A 26,288-nucleotide genomic window follows, 5' to 3' on the forward strand; every position below is an offset into this window, starting at 1 on the left:
ATGGGCATCGTCCAGACCCCGAACGGGTTCTCGCTCGACAATGGCGGCAAGCGCATCGTCGTCGATCCGGTCACCCGCATCGAAGGGCACATGCGTTGCGAGGTGAACGTCGACAGCGACAACATCATCCGCAACGCGGTGTCGACCGGCACGATGTGGCGCGGGCTTGAGGTCATCCTGAAGGGACGCGACCCACGCGACGCCTGGGCCTTCGTCGAGCGCATCTGCGGCGTGTGCACCGGCTGCCACGCCCTGACCTCGGTCCGCGCGGTGGAGGATGCGCTTCAGATCCGCATCCCGAAGAACGCGCACCTGATTCGCGAGATCATGGCAAAGACGCTGCAGGTCCATGACCACATCGTCCATTTCTATCACCTGCACGCGCTGGACTGGGTCAACCCGGTCAACGCGCTGAAGGCCGATCCGCAGGCGACCTCGGCGCTGCAGCAGGCGGTGTCGCCGCGCCATGCCAAGTCCAGCCCAGGCTATTTCCGCGACGTCCAGACCCGCCTGAAGAAGTTCGTGGAGAGCGGCCAGCTCGGCATCTTCAAGAACGGCTACTGGGACAACCCAGCCTACAAGCTGTCGCCGGAAGCCGACCTGATGGCGGTGACCCATTATCTGGAGGCGCTCGACCTCCAGAAGGACATCGTCAAGATCCACACCATCCTGGGCGGCAAGAACCCGCACCCGAACTACATGGTCGGCGGCGTTCCCTGCGCCATCAACATGGACGGCACCGGGTCGTCGGGCGCGCCTCTGAACATGGAGCGGCTGAACTTCATCCGCGCGCGCATCCAGGAGGCGACGGCCTTCGTCGAGAACGTCTATCTGCCGGACGTGCTCGCCATCGCCAGCTTCTACAAGGACTGGCTCTATGGCGGCGGGCTGGCGGCGACCAACGTCATGGACTACGGCGATTACGAAAAGGTGCCGTACGACCATTCAACCTGCCAGCTGCCGGGCGGCGTCATCCTGAACGGCAACTGGAACGAGGTCCATCCCATCGACCCGCGCGACCCGGCGCAGGTGCAGGAGTTCGTCGCCCACAGCTGGTACCACTACGAGGACGAGAGCAAGGGCCTGCACCCGTGGGACGGCGTGACCCAGGCCAAGTTCGAGCTGGGCGCCAACACCAAGGGCACCCGCACCGACATCAAGGAGCTTGACGAGGCCGCCAAGTATTCCTGGATCAAGGCCCCGCGCTGGCGCGGCCATGCGGTGGAGGTCGGCCCCCTGCCCCGCTACATCCTGGCCTATGCCCAGGGCGTCGGCTATGTGAAGGACCAGATCACCGAATCTCTCGGCGCCTTCAACAAGCTGGCCGGCACGAACTTCACGCCGCAGCAGGCACTGCCGACCACCATCGGCCGCACGCTGGCCCGCGCGCTGGAATGCCAGTACTGCTGCACCATGATGATGGACGACTGGAACGCCCTGATCGCCAACATCAAGGCCGGCGACACCGCGACCGCCAATGTCGAGAAGTGGGACCCGAAGACCTGGCCGAAGGAGGCCAAGGGCGTCGGCACCGTCGCCGCCCCGCGCGGCGGGCTCGGCCACTGGATCAAGATCAAGGACGGCAAGATCGACAATTACCAGTGCGTCGTGCCGACGACCTGGAACGGCAGCCCGCGCGATCCCAAGGGCAATATCGGGGCGTTCGAGGCCTCGCTGCTGAACACGCCGATGGCCCGCCCGGACGAGCCGGTGGAGATCCTGCGCACCCTGCACAGCTTCGACCCGTGCCTTGCCTGCTCCACCCACGTCATGGCGCCGGACGGCGCCGAACTGGCCCGCGTCACCGTGCGCTGACCGGCAACCGAGGAGGATTACGTCATGGCTCCTCTCGACGATGCGAAGCCGGTCGCGACACCGGATGAGGAAGGGACGGCCACCCCGGCGGCCGGCCGCTTCCTGAAGGCGATCTATGTGTACGAGGTGCCGGTGCGGGTCTGGCACTGGGTCAACGCGCTGGCGATCGTGGTTCTGTCGGTCACCGGCTACCTGATCGCCAATCCGCTGCCGACCATGCCGGGCGAGGCCAGCGCCAATTTCCTGATGGGCTACATCCGCTTCGTCCATTTTGCGGCGGCCTACATCTTCGCCGTCGGCTTCATCGGCCGGCTCTATTGGGCCTTCGCCGGCAACCACCATGCCCGGCAGCTGTTCCGCTTCCCCTTCTGGGACCGCCACTGGTGGGGGGAGCTGTTCGTGGAAGCCCGCTGGTACCTGTTCCTGGAGCGCAAGCCGAAGCTCTATGTCGGCCACAACCCGCTGGCGCAGTTCGCCATGTTCTGGGCGATCGCGGTCGGCAGCGTCTTCATGATCGTCACCGGTTTCGCGCTCTACAGCGAGGGGGCGGGACAGGGCAGCTGGCAGGACCGGCTCTTCGGCTGGGTCATCCCGCTGTTCGGCCAGAGCATGGACGTCCACACCTGGCACCATCTGGGCATGTGGGCGATCCTGCTGTTCGTGATCGTCCACGTCTATGCCGCAGTGCGCGAGGACATCATGTCCCGCCAGTCGATCATCTCCACCATGATCAGCGGCGTCCGCACCTTCAAGGACACCGAAGCCCCGGCGGACGGGGAGCATGAGCGCTCGGTTAAGAAGGTGGCGCGGGCGGGGTGAGATTGCGCGCCCCACCACTCCGCACCCTTTGAAAACCTTGAATTGTTCCGCATGCGTTCCCATATCTGGGAGGTTCCGAAACAAACGGAGTCTCCCAGATCAGCGCCGCCCCGTCCGGGTGCGGCCGGAGGACGTCATGCCTTACTTTCCGACCATCGAATTGACCCCGCAGGTGAAGATGCTGCTGGCCCGCGGGGCATTGACGCTGAACCCCGGCCAGTGGGTGCGGGGTGAGAAGGGACGCGGCCGGTTCCTGCGCACCGATCCGCGCACCGGCACCACCTATGTCAGCTGGCTGAGGCCGGGCGACGATTGGGAAACCGCGTCGCAGCGCTTCCACCGCGCCTGCCGCAAGGGCTATATCGGCAAGTATCGCGGCCTGTACGAGTTCGACAAGGCCACCCGGACTGCCGATGTCCCTGTCCGCCGCGAGAAGGTCCGGGTGCCGGTCCAGATGCCGCTGTTCGCCTACAAGGCGAAGGACGCAATCCACGCCTGACCGAGGCTGAGCCCACCGTCGTTGGCCGGCGCCAGCCTCGGCAGCAGCGCCTCCACCCCGGCGACGTGGAAGCCGGCAACCAACTCCTCCGCCAGAACCGCGTTCATCAGACAACCGCCGGACAGCACCACCCGGCCGAGGCCATGGGCGCGCAGTACCGGCAGCGTCCAGTCCATCAGCGCCGCCGCCAATGTGCCGTGGAACAGGTCCGCCCCCTCGCTGGCATCGGCAACGGTCAGCAGCCTTTCCAGCAGCGGCGTCAAATCAAGCTCGCCCTCTTCGATCCGCCAAGTGCCCTTCGCCGCCCGTGGCCGGCGCACCAGGGATTCCAGCGCCATCGGCGCCTCGCCTTCGAAGCCGGCCACGGCGCGAACGCCCAGCAGCCCGCAGGCGGCATCGAACCAGCGCCCGCAGGAGCTGGTCAGCGGCGCGTTGATGCCACGCTCGATCATCCGGCGCACCCCCTCGGCCGGACCATGACCACCGAAGCGGGGAACGATCTCATCGGCACGGCCCATGCGGACCAGGGCGGATGCCGCCATCCGCCAGGGCTGGCGGGCGGCGACGTCGCCGCCGGGCTGGGCGAGCGGAGCGAGGCTGCCGAGCCGCTCGGCCCGCAGCCCGTCGACCAGAAGCATCTCCCCACCCCAGGAGCCGCCATCCTCGCCCAGCCCGAACCCGTCGAGCGCAAGGCCCAATGCCGGCCCTTCCACCCGGTGTTCGGCCATCACGGCGGCGATATGGGCGTGGTGGTGCTGGACGGCAACGGCGGGCAGGCCGGTTCGCTCGGCGAAGCGGGTGGACTGGAAATCCGGGTGCCTGTCATGGGCGACCGCCACCGGCTCCACGCCCAGGATGTGCAGCAGATGGGCGACCGTCTCCTCCAGGAAGCCCAGCGTCGCGGCATTGTCGAGGTCGCCGATGTGCTGGGACAGGAAGGCCTCGTCGCCGCGGGTGACGCAGACCGTCGCCTTCAGGTGGCCGCCGACCGCCAGGATCGGCGGCACGGGGCGGGCCAGCCGGATCGGCTCCGGCACATGGCCGCGGCCCCGGCGCAGGAAGGCGGGGGCACCGGCCAGCTTGCGCACCACGCTGTCGTCGGCGCGGATGACGATGTCGCGGTCATGGTCGACGATCAGGTCGGCGATGCCGTCCAGCCTCTCCCGCGCCTCGTCGTTGCCGATGGCCAGCGGCTCCCCGCCGGGATTGGCGGAGGTCATCACCAGCGTCAGGTCCTGCGGCTCGCCCAGCCAGCCGGCGCCGTCGGGGCGACCGGCCGCCTCGTGGAACAGCAGGTAATGCAGCGGCGTGTAGGGCAGCATGACGCCCAGCCAAGCCAGACCGGGGGCGATGTCGGGCGCCAGTTCCGGTGCGTCCTCCCGCCGCCGCAGAAGCACGATGGGGCGCGCCACGCCTTCCAGCACTGCGCGTTCGTCGGCATCCATGCGGACATGGCGGCCGGCGGAGACCGCATTGGCGACCATCAGGGCGAAGGGCTTGCCGTTGCGCTGCTTGACCCGCCGCAGCCGCTCCACCGCATCCGCCCGCGTGGCGTCACAGGCAAGGTGGAAACCGCCCAGCCCCTTGATGGCAACGACCTTGCCATCCCGCAGGGCGGCCAGGACATCCTCCGGCGGGTGAGACAGCCTGGGGCCGCAGGTCGGGCAGGCCGTCGGCTGGGCGTGGAAGCGGCGGTCGGTCGGGTCCTGGTACTCCGACAGGCAATCGGGACAAAGCGTAAAACCGGCCATCGCCGTCTGTGGTCGGTCATAAGGAAGCCGCCGCGTGATGGTATAGCGCGGGCCGCAATGGGTGCAATTCAGGAAGGCATAGCAATAACGGCGGTCGGCCGGATCGAACAGTTCGGCGAGGCAGGCCGGGCAAACCGTGGCGTCCGGCCCGATGCCGGTGGCGACGGCGCCCGCGGAATCGCTGTGGCGGATAGAAAAGGAGTCCTCATCGGGGAGCGGGGCGACCGTCTCGCACTCCACCGCATCGATGCGGGCCAGCGGCGGCGCCTCCGCCGTCAGGACCGCGACCAGATCGGCGGCGGCGGTGCCCTGCACCTCGATCAGCACGCCCTGCGGGTCGTTCAGAACCCAGCCGGTCAGGCCGAACCGCCGGGCGAGCGCATGGACATGCGGGCGGAACCCCACCCCCTGCACCCGTCCGCGCACGCGGATCCGCAACCGGTTCTCAACGCCTGTCATCGGCTTTCCCGAATGGTCTTCGGCTGCGCCGAACCCCTTTATCCTAACCGTCTCATGACTTTGGGCGAAACTTGGATTCGCCCGGTCGCAACGATCCCGCCTGCGGCCGGTTGACAGGGGGACATGCGGAACCGGAACGGAGACGCCGTCATGAGCGCAAGCAAGCACGAGAAGACCGACAAGCCCACCGACGCCGACCTGAAGAATAACCCGCAGATCGGCGGGACCAAGGGCGCCCGCGCCGCCGGGATGTCGGCGGACGACATGGATCTTGCCCAAGGTGAAAGCACCTTCGAGGGCGACGTCGAGAACCAGACCAATGACAAGGGCGGGGTCGACAAGCCCTTCCGCGACACCGCCCCGCTGAAGCCACGGCAGGCTTAGTGAAACGGTCTTTTGAAAATGACGGGGGCGGCGCTCGCAGGGGCGCCGCCTCTTTCTCGTTGCCGCTCGGGAATTTTCGAATGGCGATAGCCTTTTGAAGCACGGCCGCTTGGCGCAACTATGCTGCGTCATACCTATTTCCTAACGGAGCGGAACCGCCGCCCAGACCCCGCCGTCCCCACCGGCGACAGCATGCAGGAGGCAGGATGTCACCCGATCCGCGGCTGTTGGCGGTCGCCACGGCGTTGCCGCCCCACCGCTTCGAACAGGAAGAAACGTTGACCGTCGCCCGGACGGTCTTCGCCCACCGTCTCCGCGACTTCGACCGGCTGGCCCCCGTCTTCGCCAACACCGGCATCCGCACCCGCCACGCCGCCTGCCCGCTGTCCTGGTATCTGGAGCCGCACGGCTGGGCCGAGCGCGCCGCCGTGTTCGAACGGGTGGCGCTGGACCTGCTGGAAGAGTCGGCGGCGAAGGCGCTGTCCGCCGCCGGCCTGAGCCCCGCCGATGTGGACGCCATCGTCTGCGCCACCACCACCGGCATCGCCACCCCCAGCCTGGAGGCGCTGCTGCTCGATCGCATGGGCTTCCGTCCCGACACGGTGCGGCTTCCGGTCTTCGGGCTGGGCTGCGCCGGCGGTGCGCTGGGGCTGGCGCGGGCCGGCATGATGGCCCGCGCCATGCCCGGCCGCACCGTCCTGTTCCTGGTGGTCGAATTGTGCACCCTGTCGCACCGGCCGGAAGAGGCCACCGCCACCAATGTCGTCGCCAGCGCCCTGTTTGCCGACGGTGCCGCCGCCGCCCTTCTGCGGACCTCCGGGGCCGATGACGATACCCCTGGTCCGCGCTTCGTCGACAGCGCCGAGCACACTTGGCCCGGCACCCGGCGGATCATGGGCTGGCGCATCGAGGACGAGGGCTTCGGCGTCGTCTTCAGCCAGGACATCCCTCGCCTGATCCGCGAACGGCTGCCCCCGGTGATCGACGGTTTCCTGACCGGCCGCGGCATGAGCCGTGCCGATCTGGCCGGGGTGATCTGCCACACCGGCGGCGCCAAGGTCCTGCAGGCGCTGACCGAGGTGCTGGACCCCGCCGTCGCCGGCATGGACGACTCCTGGGCGGTGCTGGGCGACTGCGGCAACATGTCGGCCGCCAGCGTGATGTTCGTTCTGGACCGGCGGATGCGCAGCGGGGCGACCGGACCGCATCTGATGCTGGCGCTCGGCCCCGGCTTCACCGCCGGCCTCACCCTGCTGGATCTGTGACCATGGACGCAATCGGCTGGCCGCAGATCATCCTGCTGGCGGTGGCCGCGCAACGGCTGCTGGAACTGGTGATCGCCCGCCGCAACACCACCCGCCTGCTGGCCGACGGCGCGCGGGAGGTCGGGGCGGCGCATTACCCGCTGTTCGTTGCGCTGCATGCCGGCTGGCTGCTGGCCCTGTTCGTCATGGTGCCGGCCGATGCGCCGGTGAATGGCTGGCTGCTGGCGCTGTTCCTGCTGCTTCAGGCCGGGCGGGTCTGGGTGATCGCGACGCTCGGCCGCTTCTGGACGACGCGGATCATCACGCTGGACGGCGCCCCTCTGGTCCGGCGCGGCCCCTTCCGTTGGGTCCGGCACCCCAACTACCTCGTGGTGACGGGGGAGCTTGCGGTGCTGCCGCTGGTTTTCGGCGAGGTCTGGATCGCCGTTGCCGCCACGCTGCTGAACATCCCGCTGACCCTGCACCGCATCCGGGTGGAAGAGGGAGCGCTGAGCGGACGGGACGGAACCTCAGCGGGAACTGGGGGCGGTGCAGGGAGTTGGACAGGATGGAGCGGCCGACGGCCAACCCCTGACCGCTCCTGAGGCGCAATAAGAACAGGACCATCGCCATGTACCCGACCAACGGCCTCCCCCACTCTCCCGTCGTCTGCATCACCGGTGCATCCGCCGGGGTCGGCCGCGCCACCGCGCTGGCCTTCGCTGCCTACCGCCAGGCGTCGATCGGCTTGATCGCCCGTTCGTCCGACGCGCTGGAGGAGGTGAAGGCGGAGGTCGAGCGGCTGGGCGGGCGGGCGCTGGTCCTGCCGCTGGACGTCGCCGATCCCGATGCGCTGGATGCCGCCGCCGACCGGGTGGAGGAGGCCTTCGGTCCCATCGACGCCTGGATCAACGTGGCGATGGTGACGGTCTTCGGTCCGGTGCATGCCGTGACACCGAATGAGTTGAAGCGGGTGACCGAGGTGACCTATCTCGGCTCCGCCTACGGCATCCAGACGGCGTTGCGCCGGATGCGGCCGCGCAATGCCGGCACGATCCTGCAGGTTGGCTCCGCCCTGGCCTACCGGTCGATCCCGCTGCAGTCGGCCTACTGCGCGGCCAAGCATGCGATCACCGGCTTCATCGACAGCCTGCATTCCGAACTGATCCACGAGGACAGCGGCGTCAGGCTGACCACCGTGCATCTGCCGGCGGTCAACACGCCCCAGTTCGATTGGGCACGCAGCCACATGCCCCGACGCGCGCGGCCGATGGGCACCATCTTCCAGCCGGAGGACATCGCCCGCGCCATCCTGCATGCCACCGAGAATCCCCGCCGCGAATATTGGCTGGGTTGGTCGGCGATGCAGGCGATCCTGGGCAACTCCCTGGCGCCGGGCTTCGCCGACCGCTACCTCGCCAACAACGCGGTGGACGGCCAGATGACGGAAGAGCGCGAGACGCCCGGCCGGCCCGACAACCTGTTCCACCCCGTCGACGGACTGCACCGCACCCGCGGGCGTTTCGGCCTGCCGCACAACACATTGCGACTGGAGGCACCAAGCGCCGCCGCCCGCGGCGTCGCGGTGGCGGTCGGCTTTCTCCTGGCCGGCGGGCTGGGCTTCGCCATGAGCCGGATGACCCCGCGCCTGCGCTAGGCGGCAGACCATCGACACGAAACGGGCCGGCATTCGCGATGCGAGCGCCGGCCCGTTGCGTGTGAAGACAGTTTAGCAGCGACATTGGTTGAATACGAACATTCCGCCCGAAACGCTATTGCCAACCGCAATCAGGCATACTACCATACCAGTGACTGAACAAACTGGTCATCGGCCATCCCCTTCCCTGCTGGACCGCCCCTTGAATCGGGGCGTTCGCCGGTGTTCCGGCGGCGGGCCGAACACGCACCAGTCGAATGCCGGCCGTCGGTTGCCGGCGGTCCATATTGCTGGGAGGAAAAGCATGTCTGTCATGGCGAACGCCGTGCGTACGGCGCTGTTCGGCGCGGTGGTGTCCCTGGTTTCATTCGGCGCCTCGGCGGCCGACTACACGCTCAGCGTCAACACGGCCCTGTCGCAGCAGGACCCGCTCTACAAGGGCCTGGAAGAGTTCAAGGCCAACGTGGAGAAGCGGTCGGCCGGCAAGATGGCCGTCCGCCTGTTCCCCGCCTCGCAGCTTGGCAAGGACGAGGATCTGCTGGAACAGGCCCGCGCCGGCGCCCCGGTCGCGGTGGTGGTGGACGGCGGCCGGCTCGCTGTGTTCGTCAAGGAGTTCGGCGTGCTGGGCGCGCCCTACGTCGCCCAGGGCTATGGCGGCATCCGCAAGGTCGTGACCTCGCCGATGTTCGAGGAGTGGGTGCAGAAGCTGCGCAAGGCGTCCGGCCATCAGGTGCTGTCCTTCAACTGGTGGCAGGGCGAACGCCACATGCTGACCAACAAGCCGGTGAAGGTGCCGGCCGACCTGAACGGCGTCCGCGTCCGCACGCCGGGCGCGCCGGTGTGGATGGAGACCATCCGCGCCATGGGCGCCACCCCGACGCCGCTGCCCTGGTCGGAGGTCTACACCGCCATGCAGCAGCAGGTGATCGACGGCGCCGAGGCGCAGGACCCCGCCATCTACGGCGCGCGCCTCTATGAGGTGGCGAAGTACCTGACCAAGACCGGCCACATCAACCTGATCACCGGCATCGTCACCAGCGCCGCCTGGTTCGACAGCCTGCCGAAGGACATGCAGACGATCCTGCGCGAGGAGTCGCTGAAGGCCGGCGACGAGGCGTCCAAGGCGACCGAGGCGTCGCTGGCCGATTTCGAAAAGCAGATGACGGAGAAGGGCATGCAGGTCGTCGCCATCGACGTCGCGCCCTTCCGCGAGGCCACCGCGCCCGTCTATGAGAAGCTCGGCTATGGCGAGCTGCACAAGCAGGTCGACGCGCTGCTGAAGCAGTGACCGGCCGGCCTTTCCAGTAGTGACCGGGGTGGGGCCGCCTTTGCCGGGCCGCCCTGCTCCCCTCCCGCAACCGACGCCCGCACCCAACGCCCATTGCCATCCGCACCACCGGCGCACGCCCGCGGGCCGGACCGGAGCACCCCCTTCCGATGAAATCTCTGTACGTCAAGGCGGAGACGGTGCTGGCGACAACGCTGCTCGCCGTCATCGTCCTGCTGGTCTTCGTGGCCGGCATCAGCCGCTGGTTCGGCTATCCCCTGGTCTGGTCGGTGGACGTCGCGCAGCTGCTGTTCGCCTGGGCCAGCTTCCTCGGCGCCGACCTCGCGTTGCGCAAGCATGCCCACATCGGCATCGACTATGTCGTCAAGCGCCTGCCGCCGCGCGTGCGCGCCATCCTGGACATCCTGCTGGCGCTGCTGGTGCTGGCCTTCCTGCTGACCATGGCGGTCAAGGGCTATCAACTGACCATGCTGAACCTGGAACGCCAGTTCGGCGACAGCGGCATCAGCTATGCCTTCGTCACCTCGGCGGTGCCGGTCGGCTGCCTGTTGCTGTCCTTCACCCTGCTGGGGCAGACGATGGCCGCCATCGGCCGGCTTCGCCGCACCCCGCGCCCGATCTTCAACACGCCGTCGGACGTCCCGGTGGCGGAGGAGGTGATGCCGTGATCCTGCTCGCCCTCACCTTTTTCGTCCTGATGGGGCTTGGCGTTCCGATCGCCTTCGCCATCGGCATGGCCGGCTTCACCTTCTTCCTGACCAACGGCATCATTCCGGTGTCGATCGGGGTGCAGCAGGTCGCCACCGCCTCGCAGAGCTTCCCGCTTCTGGCCGTTCCCTTCTTCGTGCTGGCCGGCCACATGATGAACCGGACCGGCATCACCCACCGGCTGATCGGCTGTTCCAACGTGCTGGTGTCGTGGATGTCCGGCGGGCTGGCGCAGGTCTGCATCGTGCTGTCCACCCTGATGGGCGGCGTGTCCGGCTCCGCCGTCGCCGACGCGGCGATGGAGGCGCGCATCCTGGGGCCGGACCTGATCCGCAGCGGCTATTCGAAGGGCTTCACTTCGGCCGTCATCGCGGTGGGATCGCTCATCACGGCGACTATCCCGCCCAGCCTCGGCCTGATCCTGTACGGCTTCGTCGGCAACGTCTCCATCGGACGGCTGTTCCTGGCCGGCATCGTTCCCGGTTTCCTGATGATGGCCGTGCTGATGGTCACCGTCTGGTGGATCGCGCGGCGCCGCGGCTATGGCGCCGCCACAACCCAGCGGCCGACCGGCAAGGCGATGTGGGAGGCGGTCGTCCACGCCAAATGGGCTCTGCTGTTCCCGGTGGCATTGCTGGTCGCCATCCGCGGCGGCCTGTTCACCCCGTCGGAGGTCGGCGCCTTCGCCGTCATCTATGCCGCCGTCATCGGCTTCTTCGTGCACAGGGAACTGACGCTGCGCGGCATGGTGGACGCGCTGGTTGAGGCGGTGACGGACACCGGGCTGATCCTGCTGATCATCCTGTTCTCCGGCATGGTCGGCTACGCCATCGTCTTCGAACAGGCGCCGCAGAGCATCGCCGCCGCCATGACCGGACTGACGCGGGAACCGGCGCTGGTCGTCACCCTGATCCTGATCTTCCTGTTTATCGCCGGCCTGTTCATCGAAAGCACGGTGCTGGTTCTGCTGCTGACGCCGATCTTCCTGCCGATCGTCCAGCCGCTGGGCGTCGATCCGGTGCATTTCGGCATCCTGATGATGACCATCGTCACGCTGGGCTCGATGACCCCGCCGGTGGGGGTGGCGATGTATACCGTGTGCAGCCTGCTGGACTGCCCGGTCGAGGAATACATCGTCGAATCCATCCCCTTCGTCCTGGCCGTGGTGGCGCTGGTCGCGGTGATGCTGCTGTGGCCCGGTCTGGTGCTGTTCGTGCCGAATGCACTGATGTGAATGCCCCGGTGAATGTCACAGTGGAGCAGTCAGGAATCCGACTTGCAGCCTCCGTAAGGCCACCTATATTGGGTGGCGTACGTCAACAACTGAAAGGAGGTGATCTCGTGTCTCATTGTCCGTCTCACTCGTCGTCGAGCGCCAAGGCCGAGGTCTCTTTCTTCGTGGAGGAGATTTTGGTCCGCTAAGGACTGCGCCGTGGTGTCGACGACACACGGATTGACAATGGAAGGGCTGCCGGAAACGGCGGCCCTTCTTTGTTTTTGGGCATATCCGACGCATTTACCCACTTGCCCGACTTCGACGGGCAAATGGTCATCAGCGCGCTGGGCACAAGGTCTGCCTCAGTGCCGCCGCATCCGCCGGTCCGCTCCCCGCCCCAGACTGCGATAAGCCGCGACCGCCGCGACCGCGACGCCGGCCATCAGCACGGGCGAAATCCAGGCCGGCAGCGGGGTGTAGAAGCCGCCGACCACTCCCCTCCCCCGCTCCACCGGGCGGAACAGGTTGCCGTCGCTGGGCGGAGCCGGTGGCTGGCGGTCGAAGTGGCGGTGCATGCCATAGCCGGCCACCTTCTCCACCAGACGCGGCGCCACCGCATAGCCCAGGCGCGACAGCGGGGCCAGCGCCCCGACCATGGCGCGGGCGCGCGGGCGGCGGGCGACCGCCACCATCGTCTCCGCCACGTCGTTGGGGTCGTCGTAGATCGGACCTTCCGGCGACAGCTCGTGGCCGGTGTAGTTGGCGCCGTGCATCATGCCCGGCGTGTCGGTGAAGGACGGGTAGACGCCGCAGACATGCAGGTCCGGGCTGTCCACCAGCTCCGCCCGCAGGCTGTCCAGCATGCCGTCGAGTCCGAATTTACTCGCCGAATAGGCTGCGGCGTAGGGTGCCGGGGCGAAGGCGCCGATCGAGACGGTGGCGATGAAGGTCCCATGCCCCTGGCGGCGGAACAGCGGAATCACCGCGTGGGCGCCATAGAGCGGTCCCAGCAGGTTGGTCTCAATCACCCGGCGGTGCGCCTCGACCGGCGTGTCTTCAAATCGGCCGACGGCGCCGACGCCGGCATTGGCGATCCAGAAATCGATGGAGCCGTATTCCGCCACCGTGCGGTCGGCCAGCCGCTTCACCGCGTCGGCATCGGTGACGTCGGTGGGGAGGACGACGGCGCTGGCGCCGAGGCCGCGGCATTCCTCCGCCACCTCCTCCAGCAGTTCCTCGCGGCGGGCGGCCAGCGCCAGCCGGGCACCCTCCCGCGCAAAGGCCAGGGCGGTGGCCCGCCCGATCCCGCTAGACGCCCCGGCCACCACCACGACGGCCCCGTTCAGATCCCGCATCCCTCGTCCCTCCGGCTGACGCTGTTTGCTCATCAACAGGAGGGGGTGGAGGGTGTTGCGAGCCGGCCGGTCAGCGCTTCTTTCCGCCGCCCTTATCGCCACCGTGCGGCAGGTAGCTTTCGACGAAGTCCTTGGCGGTGCCCTTCAGCATGTCCCACACCTCCGGATCGCCCTTCGCCAGCGTCGCCATCATCGCGGCGGCGTTCTTCAGCGAGATGTGCGGCGGCAGCGGCGGCACATTGGGATCGGTATAGGCCTCGACCACCACCGGGCCGCGGGTCGCCAGCGCCTCGTCCCACACCTTGCCGAGGTCTTCCGGCTTGTCGACGAACAGGCCCTTGAAGCCCAGCATCTCGGCATAGCGGGCATAGGGAACGTCGGGAAGCTCCTGCGATGCCTCGAACTTCGGATTGCCGGCCTGGGCGCGCATCTCCCACGTCACCTGATTGAGGTCGCGGTTGTTCAGAACCAGCACGATGAAGCGCGGGTCGCTCCACTGCTTCCAGTATCTCGACAGGGTGATGAGGCCGTTCATGCCGTTCATCTGCATAGCGCCGTCGCCGACGATCGCCAGAACCGGGCGGTCGGGATGGGCGAACTTGGCGGCCAGCGCATAGGGCATGCCCGGTCCCATGGTGGCGAGCCCGCCGCACAGGGTGGCCTTCATGCCCCGCCGGATCTTGATGTCGCGGGCGTACCAGTTGGTGCCCGACCCGGTGTCGCAGGCGATCACCACGTCGTCGGGCAGCTTCGGCGACAATTCCCAGAAGACGCGCTGCGGGTTGAGCGGCGTGGCGTCGTTCATGGCGCGGGCTTCCAGCACCTTCCACCAGTCGGCGACGCCGGCCTCGATCCCGTCGCGCCAGGAGCGGTCCTGCTTGCGCTGGAGCAGCGGGATCAGCTCGCGCAATGTGCCGGCGCTGTCGCCGACCAGATTGACCTCCATCGGATAGCGGATGCTGAGCATCTTGGGGTCGATGTCGATCTGCACGCCGCGCGCCTGCCCCTCCTTGGGCAGGAACTCCGAATAGGGGAAGCCGGAGCCGATCATCAGCAGCGTGTCGCAGTTCACCATCATCTCGTAGCTGGGCCGGGTGCCGAGCAGACCGATGGAGCCGGTGACGAAGGGCAGATCGTCGGGCAGCGCCGCCTTGCCGAGCAGCGCCTTGGCGACGCCGGCGCCCAGGATGTCGGCCACTTCGATCACCTCGTCGGTGGCGTTCAGCGCCCCGGCGCCGACCAGGATCGCCACCTTGGAGCCGGCATTCAGCACGTCGGCGGCGCGGCGCAGGTCGGCCTCCGCCGGGCGCACGACGGGGGCGGAATAGCCGACGCCGGAATGGATGGTGCCGTGGGCGCGCGGCGGCGTCTCCACCGCGTCCATCTCCTGCAAATCGTTGGGCAGAATGATGCAGGTCACCGTGCGCTCGGCCTTGGCGATTCGCACCGCACGGTCCACGAGGTGCCGCACCTGGGCGGGCGTGGAAGCCATGTGGACATACTCGCCGGCCACGTCCTTGAAGAGGGAGACGAGGTCGACCTCCTGCTGGTAATGGCCGCCGAGCGCGGTCAGCGCCTGCTGGCCGACGATGGCGAGCACCGGCTGGTGGTCGAGCTTCGCATCATAGAGGCCGTTCAGCAGATGGATGGCGCCGGGGCCGGAGGTGGCCAGGCAGACGCCCAACTCCCCGGTGTATTTGGCATGCGCGGTCGCCATGAAGGCGGCCAGCTCCTCGTGGCGGGCCTGGACGAAATCGAACTGGTCGCCGGTGCGGGCAAGCGCGCCAACCAGCCCGTTGATGCCGTCGCCGGGATAGCCGAAGACCCGCTTCACACCCCATTCGGAGAGCCGTTGCCAGAAGAAGTCGCTGACGTTCGCAGCCATTGTCGCCTCTCTTGTGTCTGGTCGTGTTTCACCGCCGCGTCTGTTTCAACTGCGCTCCGTCCCTTCGGTTCGCCCGAAGCGTTCGCTTTTTTTGCAGCCCTGCCCCGTCCGCCGTCAGGCGGAGGCGGCGATCCGCTCCAGCTTCGCCGGAATGCCCTGGCGCACGGCGGTCCCGGCGACCGGATCGACCCACACCGACGCCCCGGCGCGGGACGGATCGGCGATGCCGAGGTCGTTCAGGTTGATGCCCGCCCCAATCTCCGGCACCGAAGGCTGGCTGTGCCCGCCGATCTGGTGCGGACGGGCGCCGTATTCGCGGTGGCCGAAGCCATGCTCCACCGCCAGCACACCGCGCATCACGCCATGGCGGACGATGGCGGTGGCCTCCCGCACCCCGCCGGGCGTGGCAATGCGGATGCGGTCGCCGGTCTCGATACCGAGACGACGGGCATCCTCGGCGTTGATGCCGACCGGGTTTTCCGGATGCAGATGGCGCAGCCGCCCGGCGGCGATGGTGTAGGCGCTGACCAGCACCGATTTGGAGCTGACCAGATGGAAGGGCCATTCCTCCGCGGTGTGGTGCTTGTGGACCGGGCTGCCGTCGGCGAAGACCGGCTCCATCCAGGTGGCGGTGCCGGTCCAGCGCCGGCCGGTGATGCTGCTCTTCGCCGTTCCCACCGCCTCGTTGTAGACCTGCAGCGGCTTGAGGAACTTGTGGGCCGCCTTGTCGCCCTCGAAGCCTTCGGCCTGATTCTGGTAACGGCCGCCGCGCGCCAGGACATAGGCGACCTTGCGCCATTCCTCCGGCTTCAGCGTGGCCTGCAGCGCCGGCATCACCCGTTCGACGCCGGACAGGGCGATGTCGCGGTCGTCGGCGTCGGCAACCGGCTGCTTGCCGAGCCACGCGATGTTGGCGCCGCCGCGCAGATACCAGTCCTCCGGCCGGTCGAGCGGATGGAGCCTGCCGTCCATGTCGGCGATGGCGTCGGCGCCGAAGCCGGGCAGGCCCATCCGCTTGGCGAGCGCGATCAGGAAGGTTTCCATCTGGACATGCAGCCCGTCGGGCAGCGCCTGCGTGCGCGGCTCCACCACCGGCCAGCGCGCGGTGCTGGTCTTGGTCGGCACGCCGCCCCAGGGCGATGCCCAGCCCCAGGTCTCGTACAGCACGGTGTCGGGGACGATGTAGTCGGCGAAGGCGGAGGTTTCGTTGATGAACGGGTCGATGGAGACGATCAGCGGCAGAGTCTTGGGGTCCTTCAGCGCCGCCTCCGCCGCGGCGCGCAGGCCGGGGATGCCGTAGACCGGATTGCTGTTCCACAGGAACAGAGCCTTCAGGCGATAGGGATAGCCGTCGGCAAGCCCGCTGGTCAGATACTCGGTGGTCAGCTGCGGCGCGGCCGGATACCAGGGCGCCTTGGCCGGATAGGGCTTGCCGGCTTCCTTGTTGCGGGCAAACTCGCTGGATTTCTCGTATGGGACCGGGCGGCTGATCGCGGTGCCGGACGGCTTCACCGCGCCGGGGAAGCTGGCCAGCTTGTAACGCGGGCCGTCCTGCTCGTCCGGGAAACGGCCGCCGCCGAAGATGCTGCCGCCCTTCCAGTTCAGGTTGCCGATCAGCGTGTTCAGGGTGACGACGCCGAAGGCGTTGTAGAAGCCGTTGCCGGCCATCATGCCGCCATGGGCGTTGGCGACCGCCTTCTTGCCATGGCTGGTGAATTCACGCGCCAGTCCGGCGATGACGTCGGCGGGGATGCCGCAGGCGTCGGCATAGCCGCGCAGGTCCAGCCGCATCGCCTCCTCGCGTAGCAGGGTCAGGCTGGTCTTGACCGCGACCTCGCCGGCCGGCGTCGCCACCATGCCGTCATGGAACAGCATCGCCGGTCCGCCCAGCGCATCGTGCGCCACCGGCTTTCCTTCCGGATCGAGCGCGACGAAGGCGTCCTTCTCGCCATAGCGTTCCTTCTCGTCCAGCTCGATCCAGCCCATGTCGGAGGCGCGCAGCATCCGCCCCTCGCGCGGGTGGCCCTTCTGCCGGATCACCAGATGGGTGGCGTTGCACCAGCCGGCCTCGCCCGCCGCCGTGGCGGCCTTGGCGTTGGGCTGGGACAGATAGCGGCTGTCGATGCGGTCGTTCTCGAACATCCAGCGCATGATGCCCATCACCAGCGCGCCGTCGGTGCCGGGACGGATCGGGATCCAGTTCGACCGCTCCCCCGCAGCCCGGTTGTCGGCGTTGGTCAGCACCGGATCAACCACCACGTAATTCAGCACGCCGTCGGTTCGAGCCTTGGCAACCAACATGGCCTGCCGCTTGAACGGGTTGCCGGCGTTGGAGGGGGCGGTGCCGATGAACAGCACGAATTCGGCATTCTGCAGGTCGGGCTTGGCGTGCGGCATCGCCTTCAGATCGCCGAACACCGCGCCCGAGCCGGAGCGATAGGCGCCACCGCAATAAGCGCCGTGGCCGGCAAAATTGATGGTGCCGAGCGCCTGATTGAAGAAGCGCCGCACGAAGGGCTCCCGCCCATCATTGACGGAGGCGAGCAGCGCCACCTGGTTGACCTTCGCCCCCAGCTCGGGCGAGGCAGGGTCGATCGGCGTCTTCAGGTCGCGCAAGGTCCGCAGCCCCTCCACCGGCCCCTCGCCGAACAGGTCGCCGCCCTCGGCGATCTCCTCCACCAGCCTGTCGAAGGCAATCGGTTCCCAACGGCCGGAGCCGCGCGGGCCGACCCGCTTCATCGGCGTGGAGATGCGGAAGGGGGAGGTCAGCATCTCCAGCGCCGCATTGCCGCGCCCGCAGGCGGTGGAGCGGCCCTGCAGCCCCTTCTCGTCCAGCCGCGACAGCGAGCGGACGCTCTCCTCGATCGGCGTCGCAAAGGGCAGGAAGGGGTCGGTGGACAGCGGGCTATAGGGGTTGCCGGCCACCCGCAGCACGCGGTTCCGCTCCACATCCACCCGCACCCGGACGCCGCACAGCGTGGTGCAGCCCAGGCAGGCGACGTTGGCGACGATCTGGCCCGGCGTCGGCTCCACGGCGCCGGTCGCCGGGTCGATGCGGAATTCCGGCTTCGGCGCGTTGCCGCTGATGGTGTCGTCGGGCTGCTCGCCGGCCCAGGCGCCCTTGACCAGCTTGCGGCCGGTCTCGGAGAAGCCGCCGGCGAAGGCGGCCAGCGCGCCGCCCGCGGCGGTGGAGGTCAGGATGTGGCGACGGGTGATGGACATGGTGGACACTCCGGTCTTCGCGAGCGGGGCTCAAGCGCGGATTGGATTATTCGGCAGGGATCAAGCTTGCCGGACGGGCGGCAGCGGGAGTTGCGGACACCGGCAGCAGCGCCGTCATCAGGATCAGCAGGAACAGCCACAGCCCCGCGGTGCCGACGATGCCCATCAGCCCGTCCGGGCCGGCCGGCAGCGCGTATTCGTAGAAGCCCGCGCCGGTCTTCGGCACCGACTGGCCGCCGATGAACACGGTCCAGCGGAACATCCAGGCGCTGTGCACGGCAATCAGCCCGGTCAGCAGCCCGGTCCCGGCCGGCCGGGCGACGGCGATGACGAAGGGCACCACCGTCGCGGCCACCGCCCAGACGGCGGTCACCCGCCACGCCTCGGACCCGGCCACGCTGTCCAGCGCCGCCGCATGCCCTGCATCCAGCCCCGACAGGCCAAGCGCCAGCCACAGCCCGCCGCACAGCATCACCGCGGCCAGCACGGCGGCGAGCAGCCGGTTGCCCAGCACCTCCACCCCGCGGTCGGCGGTGCCGACGACGCGGTTGAGGATCAGCACCAGCCCGACGGCGCCGGCCAGCGCGGTGGTCAGGAACTGCACCGGCAGGAAGGGCGTGTGCCACAGCGGCCGGGCCTTCACCACCGCCACCTCGACGCCGGTGTAGAGCGCGACCAGCGCCGCCCCGGCCAGCACGAACAGGCCGGCGGCACGGATCAGCCGGTCGTCGCGGCCACCGCCCAGCGCTGCCAGCCGGTACAGCCCGGCCAGCCGGCTGTCGATCCGGCCATGCGCCTGCAACTCCTCGCGCAGGCAGGCCCAGCCATAGATCAGCAGGCCGCCGATGTAGAACGGGATGAACAGCGATCCCCACCACATCCAGGAGGTCGGCCGGAACACCACGTAGAAATGCCAGAAGCGGCCGGGCTGGTGCAGATCGGACAGAAGCGCCACCGGCGCCGCCAGCCCGCAGGTCAGCGCCACGATCAAGGCGAGCCGCCCCAGCGGGCGCCAGCCGTCACGGGCGAAGGCGTAGCCGGGCAGGCTGAGCAGCAGGCCGCCGACCGACAGGCCAATCAGGAAGAAATACTGCACGGCCCAGGGAAGCCACGCGACCTCGCGGGTCACGTTGATGACTTCGACGATGTGCGTGTCCATCATGCATGCTCCTTCCCGGCTTGCGGCGCCGGCCGCCACAGGGTCGGCGTGCCGTCCACCTTGCCCTGCATCTTCGGATCGAGGCCGATGTAGAAGACCCGCGGCTGGGTCCCCATCTCGGGCTTCAGCACCTTGGGGTTCTGCTCGCGCACCAGCTTCGACACCGTGCTGTCGGGGTCCTTCAGGTCACCGAAGATGCGGGCGCCGCCGACGCAGATCTCGACGCAGGCGGGCAGCAGCCCGGCTTCCACGCGATGGACGCAGAAGGTGCATTTGTCGGCGGTCTGGGTTTCGTGATTGATGAAGCGGGCGTCGTAGGGGCAGGCCTGGACGCAATAGGCGCAGCCGACGCACACCGAATTGTCGACCACCACGATGCCGTCCCGCCGCTGATAGGTGGCGCCGGTCGGGCAGACCGGGATGCAGGGCGGATCCTCGCAATGGTTGCACAGGCGCGGCAGCATGTAGGAGCCGGCCCGACCCTGCTCCGTCACCTCGTAGGTGGAGACGATGGTGCGGAAACTGTTTTCCGGAACGTCGTTCTCCATGATGCAGGCGACTGTGCAGGCTTGGCAGCCGACGCATTTGCGCACATCGACCACCATGGCCCAGCGGTGCGCCGCGTCACCGGTTGCCGTGACGGCACCGGCGTCAGCGGGTACGGCCGCCAGCGTGGCGGCGCCGACGGTCGCGGCCCCGGCGCCCAGGCAGAAGTTGCGTCGTGATCGGTCCATGGCAGGCTCTCCCGGCACCCATTCCCAGCCCGCAAAACATGCGGGCCGATCTCAGGGCCAAGGATAGCCGGGGGCACGGCGGCGCCCCATTGTGGTCATCCCCACACTTCTTAGGGTTTTCCCCCGCGACGCCAAGCCGCAGGCTGCTATCTGTCTGCGCGATCCGATCTATTCCGCTTCCAGCAGAAGCCGGGTCAGGTCCGCGACCGACGACACCTCCAGCTTGTCCATCACGTTGTGGCGATGGACCTCGACCGTCTTCATCGACAGGTTGATCTCGGCGGCGATGACCTTGTTGGGCTTTCCGGCGACCACCAGCGCCGCCACCTGCCGTTCGCGCGGGGTCAAGCGGCCGATCAGCGCGCGGACGGAACGCTTGCGCTCCGCCGCCTCCCAGGCGCGGCGGGACTTCTCCAGCGCCTCGTGCACGCGGTCGAGCAGAAGCTGATCGTTGAAGGGCTTCTCGATGAAATCGACCGCCCCCGCCCGCAGTGCCCGCACCGCCATCGGCACATCGGCATGGCCGGTGACCACCACCACCGAAAGCAACGATCCCGCCCGCGCAAGTGTGTCCTGCAATTCCAACCCGCTCATCCCCGGCATGCGGACATCGGTGACGAGGCAGCCCGGCCGGTCGGGCTTGAACGCACGCAGGAATTCCTCCGCCGAAGCGAAGCTCTGCACCGCCAACCCCAGCGAGCCGATCAGCCAGCCCAGCGAATGACGCATCGCCGGATCGTCGTCCACCACATAGACGGTGCGTGGCGGGGCCGAACTCTCCGCATCATGACTGGCTCCATTACTCATGGGATCTCTTGCTCCTGTGCCGCCGGCAGGACGAAGCGCATCTCCACGCCCCCGCCGGGATTGTCCGCGGCCCACAGATGACCGCCATGGGATTCCAGGATGGTCCGGCAGATCGACAGGCCGAGGCCCATCCCCTCCGGCTTGGTGGTGAAGAAGGGGTCGAACAGCCGCTCCCGCGCCTCCGCGCTCAGGCCGTGGCCGCGGTCGGCGACCGTTACCCTTACCCGCCCCTCGCCGTCGGGGCCGGTCCGCACGGTGATCCCGTCGGCCGGCGGGCACCCCTCCATCGCGTCCAGCCCGTTCTTCATCAGGTTGAGGACGACCTGTTCGATCTGCACCGCATCGGCGGCGACACGCGGCAGCCCGTCGGCCAGATCGAGCGTCACCGCAATGCCGGCGCTGCGCGCCCGGTCGGCGCACAGGGCGGCGGCGGCGCGGACGGCGTCGTTGATGTCGACCGGCTCGATCTGCGGAGCGCGCTTGCGGACAAAGTTGCGGATGCGGGCGATGATGTGGGCGGCGCGGTCGGCCTGATCGGCGATGGCGCGGGTGGCGTCGGCCAACTCGACGGGCCGGCCGGGTCCGGCCTCCAGCCGGCGTGTGCAGCCGCGCGCATAGTTGGCGATGGCGCCCAGCGGCTGGTTCAGCTCATGCGCGAGATTGCTGGCCATCTCGCCCAGGATCGACAGGCGGGCGACATGATCGATTTCGCGCTGGCGTTCGCGGGCATTCTCCTCGGCACGGCGGCGCTCCGCCATTTCGCGGAGGAGATCACGATTGACCGCTCTCAGTTCGGCGGTACGGACCTTGATCAGATGCTCCACCCGCAGCGAATGGGCCGCCCACCACACCAGGGCCAGCGCCGCAAGCGCCAGCCAGTGCCAGTTCTCGCGCGCCAGGTCGACCAGCGAAACATCGCGCAGCGACCGGTAGGGACCGATGCGCAGGGAGCGGAACAGGGCATGGACCGGCTGGTAATCACGCGGCACCGCCCAGCCCTGGTAACCGCCGGCCTTTGCCGCGGGATGGTCCTGCGGCATCTGGAACAGGGCGACCACCGCCTGCTTCGCCAGTTCCTCCGGCGTGCCGGCGAGGCGGGCCAGCGGCCAATCGGGATAGAGGTCGGTGGAATGGGCGCAGGCGAAATCCGACGCGGTCCGGGGAGCGAGGACGCGGAAGGCCGCCGGGTCGATCCGCCCCTCCGCCGCCAACTCCTCCAGCACGCAGGCGCGCAGCACGCCGGCATCCACCGTCCCGTCGCGCACGGCGAAGGCGACGCGGTCCACCGGGAAACCGGAAAAGCGCAGGTCCTTCAGATCGCGGAAGGGATCGACGCCGGTATCCAGCAGTTCGCCCCAGGCGACCTGGAAACCACCAAAGGCATCGGGGTCGATGGCCATCAGCGTCCGCCCACGGAGGTCGCGCAGCGCCGTCAGGTCGTGGCGGTCGGCGCGCACGACTATGGCCGAGCCGATGGCATTGCCGGAAGTCCGCCCGGACTGCAGGGTGGCGATGCGGGTGACGCCGTACCGCGCCTCCAGATCGACATAGTTGCCGGTGTTGGTCAGGATCAGGTCCACCGTGCGATTCTGCACGGCGGCATCCATCCCGGCGAGGTCGAGCGCCACCATCTCCGCCCCGCGGCCGGGGAAATGGTCGCCGAGATAGCGGATCGTCGGTTCCCACACCGCCGCAGCATGCTCCTCCCCCCGATAGGCGAGCACGCCGACGCGGACCGGCGGCTCGGCAGCCCATCCGTGCGACGACAGCAGCAGGAAAACGAACAGCAGTCGGGCGATCATGGCGGCTGATCTTGTGAGGGGATCCAGCCCTTTAGCGCGTCCGCCGCCCCGGCACAAGACGGCGCGCGTCCTGGACATATGCACCGCCGAAGGGCGATCGCGACCAGACCGCTCCGCACTGTGCCGGCGGTATCGCGCTCCGATCTCACGGACCGTTTGCGCCGATGGTGCGTTATTGAATGCAGCAACAGGGAGACAGACATGGCCGAGGCCAACATCAACGACCGGGCAAGTTTCGAACGGGCCTACGACCGGCATTCCTTCGAACAGGATGCGGCAATGAATGCACGCAGCGACACGACGGTCGTTCACGGCGTGACCATCCTCTCCGCCCCGGATGCCGAAGGACGGGTCGAACTGTCCCGTACCTCTCAGCATGTGGGGGAGGGAAACCCGGAAGGCGATCCCGTCTTCGTCGCTGCCTTTCGGCTTCACGACACTGCCGCCGACACCGCCAGCACCTATGCGAGTTCGGTCGAGCCGGTTGCTCCAGCCCGGAGCGATGCCACGGACGACTATAGGGCCTTTATCGACCAGCTTCTGGACACGGCAAGGAACGCGCAGTTCAAGCCCGCCATCGGCCGCGGCGAAGAGCGGCTGAAAGGCTTCCACGGCGGATGAGCATCTGCGGAGTGCAAAACGCCGAAACGCCCCGGCTCTGGTGAACCGGGGCGTTTCGATGTGGTGTGAAGATGCAAGCTTGTGCTTCGTGATTGAGCGTCTCTTGAGCCTGAGTGACCTGGCGGCGACCTACTCTCCCACGTCTTAAGACGCAGTACCATTGGCGCGGAGGCTTTTCACGGCCGAGTTCGGGATGGGATCGGGTGTTTGACACCTCGCCATGACCACCAGGTCACCAAGGCTCAAGACCGACGCTTTCTCCGAAGCGCTAAGCTTGTTCAGTGCAAGTGAGGGAGGAGTATCGAACTGGCGGGCTTGCGTCAAGCAGGCTTGCTGCTGCGCATGGCGCGGTTTGTGGTGTCGAGATCAAGCCGATCGAGCGATTAGTAAGGCTTAGCTTCGAGCATTGCTGCCCGTCCACATGCCTCCTATCGACGTGATGGTCTGTCACGGCTCTCAAGGGAGCTCTGGTTTAGAGGTGGGTTTCCCGCTTAGATGCTTTCAGCGGTTATCCCGTCCATACTTAGCTACCCGGCCATGCCACTGGCGTGACAACCGGTGCACCAGAGGTATGTCCATCCCGGTCCTCTCGTACTAGGGACAGATCCTCGCAAAACTCCGACACCCACGGCAGATAGGGACCGAACTGTCTCACGACGTTCTAAACCCAGCTCACGTACCACTTTAATCGGCGAACAGCCGAACCCTTGGGACCTGCTCCAGCCCCAGGATGTGATGAGCCGACATCGAGGTGCCAAACGACTCCGTCGATATGGACTCTTGGGAGTCATCAGCCTGTTATCCCCGGCGTACCTTTTATCCGTTGAGCGATGGCCCGTCCACGTGGAGCCACCGGATCACTATGGCCGACTTTCGTCTCTGCTCGACTTGTCAGTCTTGCAGTCAGGCGGGCTTATGCCATTGCACTCGACGAGCGATTTCCGACCGCTCTGAGCCCACCATCGCGCGCCTCCGTTACACTTTGGGAGGCGACCGCCCCAGTCAAACTACCCGCCATGCAGGGTCCCGGACCCGGGTAACGGGCCACGGTTAGATGCCAGAGACTTCAAGGGTGGTATTTCAAGGATGGCTCCACACGAGCTGGCGCCCATGCTTCCAAGCCTCCCACCTATCCTACACATGAAGTCCCTAGCACCACTGCAAAGCTGTAGTAAAGGTGCACGGGGTCTTTCCGTCTGACCGCGGGAACTCCGCATCTTCACGGAGAGTTCAATTTCGCTGAGTTGGTGTTGGAGACAGCGGGGAAGTCGTTACGCCATTCGTGCAGGTCGGAACTTACCCGACAAGGAATTTCGCTACCTTAGGACCGTTATAGTTACGGCCGCCGTTTACCGGGGCTTCAATTCAAGGCTTGCACCTCTCCTCTTAACCTTCCGGCACCGGGCAGGCGTCAGACCCTATACGTCGCCTTGTGTGGCTTCGCAGAGCCCTGTGTTTTTAGTAAACAGTCGCTACCCCCTGGTCTGTGCCCCCCGCCATGGCTTGCGCCACAACGGGGCCCTCTTCTTCCGAAGTTACGAGGGCAATTTGCCGAGTTCCTTCAACACCATTCTCTCAAGCGCCTGGGTATACTCTACCAGTCCACCTGTGTCGGTTTGGGGTACGGTCTATACGGCGGGGCTATTTCCTGGAACCGGTCCACAGCATGTCCAATCCGATAAGGACATACACGCTTTCCAATCCGTCACCTCCGCCAGGCCCACGAGTATTAACGTGGTTCCCATCGACTACGCCTTTCGGCCTCGCCTTAGGGGCCGGCTCACCCTGCGTGGATTAACCTTGCGCAGGAACCCTTGGACTTTCGGCGACAGTGTTTCTCACACTGTTTGTCGCTACTCATGTCAGCATTCTCACTTCCGATACCTCCAGGCGGCCTCACGGACACCCTTCGCAGGCTTACGGAACGCTCCGCTACCACGTGATCAAAGATCACATCCGCAGCTTCGGTACACGGCTTGAGCCCCGATACATTTTCGGCGCAGGCCGGCTTAACTAGACCAGTGAGCTATTACGCTTTCTTTAAAGGATGGCTGCTTCTAAGCCAACCTCCTGGTTGTCATGGCCTTCCCACATCCTTTCCCACTTAGCCGTGATTTGGGGACCTTAGCTGGCGGTCTGGGCTGTTTCCCTCTCGACGATGGACCTTAGCACCCACCGTCTGTCTGCCGGACTGCACTCTGCGGTATTCGGAGTTTGGTTAGGTTTGGTAAGGCTCGCGCCCCCCTAGCCCATCCAGTGCTCTACCCCCGCAGGTGATATCCGACGCGCTACCTAAATAGCTTTCGCGGAGAACCAGCTATTTCCTGATTTGATTGGCCTTTCACCCCTAGCCACAGGTCATCTCCGACTTTTTCAACAGGCGTGAGTTCGGTCCTCCAGTGCGTGTTACCGCACCTTCAACCTGCCCATGGCTAGATCATCAGGTTTCGGGTCTAAAGCATGCAACTCGGTCGCCCTATTCAGACTCGCTTTCGCTGCGCCTCCACCTACCGGCTTAAGCTCGCTGCATACTCTAAGTCGCTGACCCATTATACAAAAGGTACGCCGTCACCCCATGAAGAGGCTCCGACTGCTTGTAGGCATCCGGTTTCAGGAACTGTTTCACTCCCCTTGTCGGGGTGCTTTTCACCTTTCCCTCACGGTACTGGTGCACTATCGGTCACTGAGGAGTACTTAGGCTTGGAGGGTGGTCCCCCCATGTTCAGACAGGGTTTCACGTGCCCCGCCCTACTCGAGCATTCGATCCGGTTTATCCGTACGGGGCTATCACCCGCTATGGCCCGACTTTCCAGACGGTTCCGGTTATGTAGATCGAATGACTGGCCTGGTCCGCGTTCGCTCG

19 protein-coding genes and 2 rRNA genes (1 of these 21 only partly in view) are annotated in these 26,288 nt (G+C 67.1%); 11 read left to right on the top strand and 10 right to left on the bottom strand.

From position 1 onward, the window contains the following. From ACCD06_RS03875 to ACCD06_RS03885, 3 genes are all read left to right on the top strand, one after another. The gene (locus tag ACCD06_RS03875) at positions 1-1,815 is read left to right on the top strand and encodes a nickel-dependent hydrogenase large subunit (protein ID WP_109151994.1); all 1,815 of its coding nucleotides are present in this window, start codon (positions 1-3) and stop codon (positions 1,813-1,815) included. Between the two features lie 24 nt (positions 1,816-1,839). After that, the gene (cybH, locus tag ACCD06_RS03880) at positions 1,840-2,634 is read left to right on the top strand and encodes a Ni/Fe-hydrogenase, b-type cytochrome subunit (RefSeq protein WP_413338937.1); all 795 of its coding nucleotides are present in this window, start codon (positions 1,840-1,842) and stop codon (positions 2,632-2,634) included. Between the two features lie 136 nt (positions 2,635-2,770). Further along, positions 2,771-3,133, top strand: coding sequence for a hypothetical protein (locus ACCD06_RS03885; protein ID WP_109157283.1), 363 nt, complete (start codon positions 2,771-2,773; stop codon positions 3,131-3,133). Here the strand turns inward: ACCD06_RS03885 and hypF are convergent. Beyond that, a complete protein-coding gene (hypF, locus tag ACCD06_RS03890) occupies positions 3,103-5,343 on the bottom strand; it encodes a carbamoyltransferase HypF (protein WP_413338939.1) in 2,241 nt (746 codons plus the stop codon). The genes ACCD06_RS03885 and hypF overlap by 31 nt on opposite strands. 150 nt (positions 5,344-5,493) lie before the next feature. Between hypF and ACCD06_RS03895 the strand changes: the two genes are divergently transcribed. The 7 genes from ACCD06_RS03895 (at position 5,494) to ACCD06_RS03925 (ending at position 11,858) form a co-directional block, all read left to right on the top strand. Further along, positions 5,494-5,727: a hypothetical protein gene (locus tag ACCD06_RS03895; RefSeq protein ID WP_109157284.1), complete on the top strand. Its 234-nt coding sequence runs from the start codon at positions 5,494-5,496 to the stop codon at positions 5,725-5,727. Positions 5,728-5,933: 206 nt separating this feature from the next. Continuing rightward, positions 5,934-6,992 (top strand): type III polyketide synthase, encoded by a 1,059-nt coding sequence (locus tag ACCD06_RS03900; protein WP_413338941.1) that lies wholly within the window; start codon positions 5,934-5,936, stop codon positions 6,990-6,992. 2 nt (positions 6,993-6,994) lie between these two features. Beyond that, positions 6,995-7,576: an isoprenylcysteine carboxyl methyltransferase family protein gene (locus tag ACCD06_RS03905; RefSeq protein ID WP_413338943.1), complete on the top strand. Its 582-nt coding sequence runs from the start codon at positions 6,995-6,997 to the stop codon at positions 7,574-7,576. Positions 7,577-7,602: 26 nt separating this feature from the next. Further along, on the top strand, positions 7,603-8,628 hold the full coding sequence (locus tag ACCD06_RS03910) for an SDR family oxidoreductase (protein ID WP_413338945.1): 1,026 nt from the start codon (positions 7,603-7,605) through the stop codon (positions 8,626-8,628). Positions 8,629-8,932: 304 nt separating this feature from the next. Continuing rightward, positions 8,933-9,916, top strand: coding sequence for a C4-dicarboxylate TRAP transporter substrate-binding protein (locus tag ACCD06_RS03915; RefSeq protein ID WP_109157288.1), 984 nt, complete (start codon positions 8,933-8,935; stop codon positions 9,914-9,916). Between the two features lie 149 nt (positions 9,917-10,065). Continuing rightward, positions 10,066-10,584, top strand: a complete 519-nt coding sequence (locus ACCD06_RS03920; RefSeq protein WP_109152004.1) for a TRAP transporter small permease — start codon at positions 10,066-10,068, stop codon at positions 10,582-10,584. Continuing rightward, a complete protein-coding gene (locus ACCD06_RS03925; protein ID WP_413338948.1) occupies positions 10,581-11,858 on the top strand; it encodes a TRAP transporter large permease in 1,278 nt (425 codons plus the stop codon). The genes ACCD06_RS03920 and ACCD06_RS03925 overlap by 4 nt, the downstream gene beginning before the upstream one ends. Positions 11,859-12,202: 344 nt before the next feature. On the opposite strand, the gene ACCD06_RS03930 is transcribed toward ACCD06_RS03925, so the two are convergent. From ACCD06_RS03930 to ACCD06_RS03960, 7 genes are all read right to left on the bottom strand, one after another. Next, complete coding sequence (locus ACCD06_RS03930; RefSeq protein ID WP_413338950.1) at positions 12,203-13,195, bottom strand: SDR family oxidoreductase; 993 nt, start codon at positions 13,193-13,195, stop codon at positions 12,203-12,205. Positions 13,196-13,265: 70 nt separating this feature from the next. Further along, the gene (locus ACCD06_RS03935; RefSeq protein WP_413338952.1) at positions 13,266-15,080 is read right to left on the bottom strand and encodes a thiamine pyrophosphate-requiring protein; all 1,815 of its coding nucleotides are present in this window, start codon (positions 15,078-15,080) and stop codon (positions 13,266-13,268) included. 114 nt (positions 15,081-15,194) lie between these two features. After that, positions 15,195-18,302, bottom strand: a complete 3,108-nt coding sequence (locus tag ACCD06_RS03940; RefSeq protein WP_413338954.1) for a molybdopterin dinucleotide binding domain-containing protein — start codon at positions 18,300-18,302, stop codon at positions 15,195-15,197. A 46-nt stretch (positions 18,303-18,348) separates the two neighbouring features. Continuing rightward, entirely contained in the window at positions 18,349-19,464 is a 1,116-nt protein-coding gene (nrfD, locus tag ACCD06_RS03945) for an NrfD/PsrC family molybdoenzyme membrane anchor subunit (protein ID WP_413338956.1), read from the bottom strand. Further along, positions 19,461-20,195, bottom strand: a complete 735-nt coding sequence (gene dsrO, locus ACCD06_RS03950; protein WP_413338958.1) for a sulfate reduction electron transfer complex DsrMKJOP subunit DsrO — start codon at positions 20,193-20,195, stop codon at positions 19,461-19,463. Before dsrO ends, nrfD begins: the two co-directional genes overlap by 4 nt. A gap of 168 nt (positions 20,196-20,363) precedes the next feature. Further along, complete coding sequence (locus tag ACCD06_RS03955; RefSeq protein ID WP_109157294.1) at positions 20,364-21,002, bottom strand: response regulator transcription factor; 639 nt, start codon at positions 21,000-21,002, stop codon at positions 20,364-20,366. Further along, positions 20,999-22,804, bottom strand: coding sequence for a PhnD/SsuA/transferrin family substrate-binding protein (locus ACCD06_RS03960; RefSeq protein WP_413338960.1), 1,806 nt, complete (start codon positions 22,802-22,804; stop codon positions 20,999-21,001). The genes ACCD06_RS03955 and ACCD06_RS03960 overlap by 4 nt, the downstream gene beginning before the upstream one ends. 201 nt (positions 22,805-23,005) lie before the next feature. On the opposite strand from ACCD06_RS03960, the gene ACCD06_RS03965 reads away from it, so the two are divergent. Beyond that, positions 23,006-23,425 (top strand): hypothetical protein, encoded by a 420-nt coding sequence (locus ACCD06_RS03965; protein ID WP_413338962.1) that lies wholly within the window; start codon positions 23,006-23,008, stop codon positions 23,423-23,425. Positions 23,426-23,541: 116 nt separating this feature from the next. Here ACCD06_RS03965 and rrf read toward each other — a convergent pair. Then, positions 23,542-23,657 (bottom strand): 5S ribosomal RNA (gene rrf / locus ACCD06_RS03970). A gap of 130 nt (positions 23,658-23,787) precedes the next feature. Then, positions 23,788-26,288: ribosomal RNA gene (locus ACCD06_RS03975) — 23S ribosomal RNA — on the bottom strand; it runs 244 nt beyond the window's last position.

The organism is Azospirillum sp. CT11-132 (assembly GCF_047302835.1).
Classification (GTDB): Bacteria; Pseudomonadota; Alphaproteobacteria; order Azospirillales; family Azospirillaceae; genus Azospirillum.

Coding starts and splice junctions, on each gene's coding strand:
- ACCD06_RS03910 (WP_413338945.1), top strand. CDS start 7,603: ATGTACCCGACCAACGGCCTCCCCCACTCTCCCGTCGTCTGCATCACC.
- ACCD06_RS03935 (WP_413338952.1), bottom strand. CDS start 15,080: ATGGCTGCGAACGTCAGCGACTTCTTCTGGCAACGGCTCTCCGAATGG.
- ACCD06_RS03915 (WP_109157288.1), top strand. CDS start 8,933: ATGTCTGTCATGGCGAACGCCGTGCGTACGGCGCTGTTCGGCGCGGTG.
- ACCD06_RS03885 (WP_109157283.1), top strand. CDS start 2,771: ATGCCTTACTTTCCGACCATCGAATTGACCCCGCAGGTGAAGATGCTG.
- ACCD06_RS03965 (WP_413338962.1), top strand. CDS start 23,006: ATGGCCGAGGCCAACATCAACGACCGGGCAAGTTTCGAACGGGCCTAC.
- ACCD06_RS03930 (WP_413338950.1), bottom strand. CDS start 13,195: ATGCGGGATCTGAACGGGGCCGTCGTGGTGGTGGCCGGGGCGTCTAGC.
- ACCD06_RS03875 (WP_109151994.1), top strand. CDS start 1: ATGGGCATCGTCCAGACCCCGAACGGGTTCTCGCTCGACAATGGCGGC.
- ACCD06_RS03960 (WP_413338960.1), bottom strand. CDS start 22,804: ATGATCGCCCGACTGCTGTTCGTTTTCCTGCTGCTGTCGTCGCACGGA.
- cybH (WP_413338937.1), top strand. CDS start 1,840: ATGGCTCCTCTCGACGATGCGAAGCCGGTCGCGACACCGGATGAGGAA.
- dsrO (WP_413338958.1), bottom strand. CDS start 20,195: ATGGACCGATCACGACGCAACTTCTGCCTGGGCGCCGGGGCCGCGACC.
- hypF (WP_413338939.1), bottom strand. CDS start 5,343: ATGACAGGCGTTGAGAACCGGTTGCGGATCCGCGTGCGCGGACGGGTG.
- ACCD06_RS03900 (WP_413338941.1), top strand. CDS start 5,934: ATGTCACCCGATCCGCGGCTGTTGGCGGTCGCCACGGCGTTGCCGCCC.
- ACCD06_RS03940 (WP_413338954.1), bottom strand. CDS start 18,302: ATGTCCATCACCCGTCGCCACATCCTGACCTCCACCGCCGCGGGCGGC.
- ACCD06_RS03905 (WP_413338943.1), top strand. CDS start 6,995: ATGGACGCAATCGGCTGGCCGCAGATCATCCTGCTGGCGGTGGCCGCG.
- ACCD06_RS03895 (WP_109157284.1), top strand. CDS start 5,494: ATGAGCGCAAGCAAGCACGAGAAGACCGACAAGCCCACCGACGCCGAC.
- nrfD (WP_413338956.1), bottom strand. CDS start 19,464: ATGATGGACACGCACATCGTCGAAGTCATCAACGTGACCCGCGAGGTC.
- ACCD06_RS03955 (WP_109157294.1), bottom strand. CDS start 21,002: ATGAGTAATGGAGCCAGTCATGATGCGGAGAGTTCGGCCCCGCCACGC.
- ACCD06_RS03920 (WP_109152004.1), top strand. CDS start 10,066: ATGAAATCTCTGTACGTCAAGGCGGAGACGGTGCTGGCGACAACGCTG.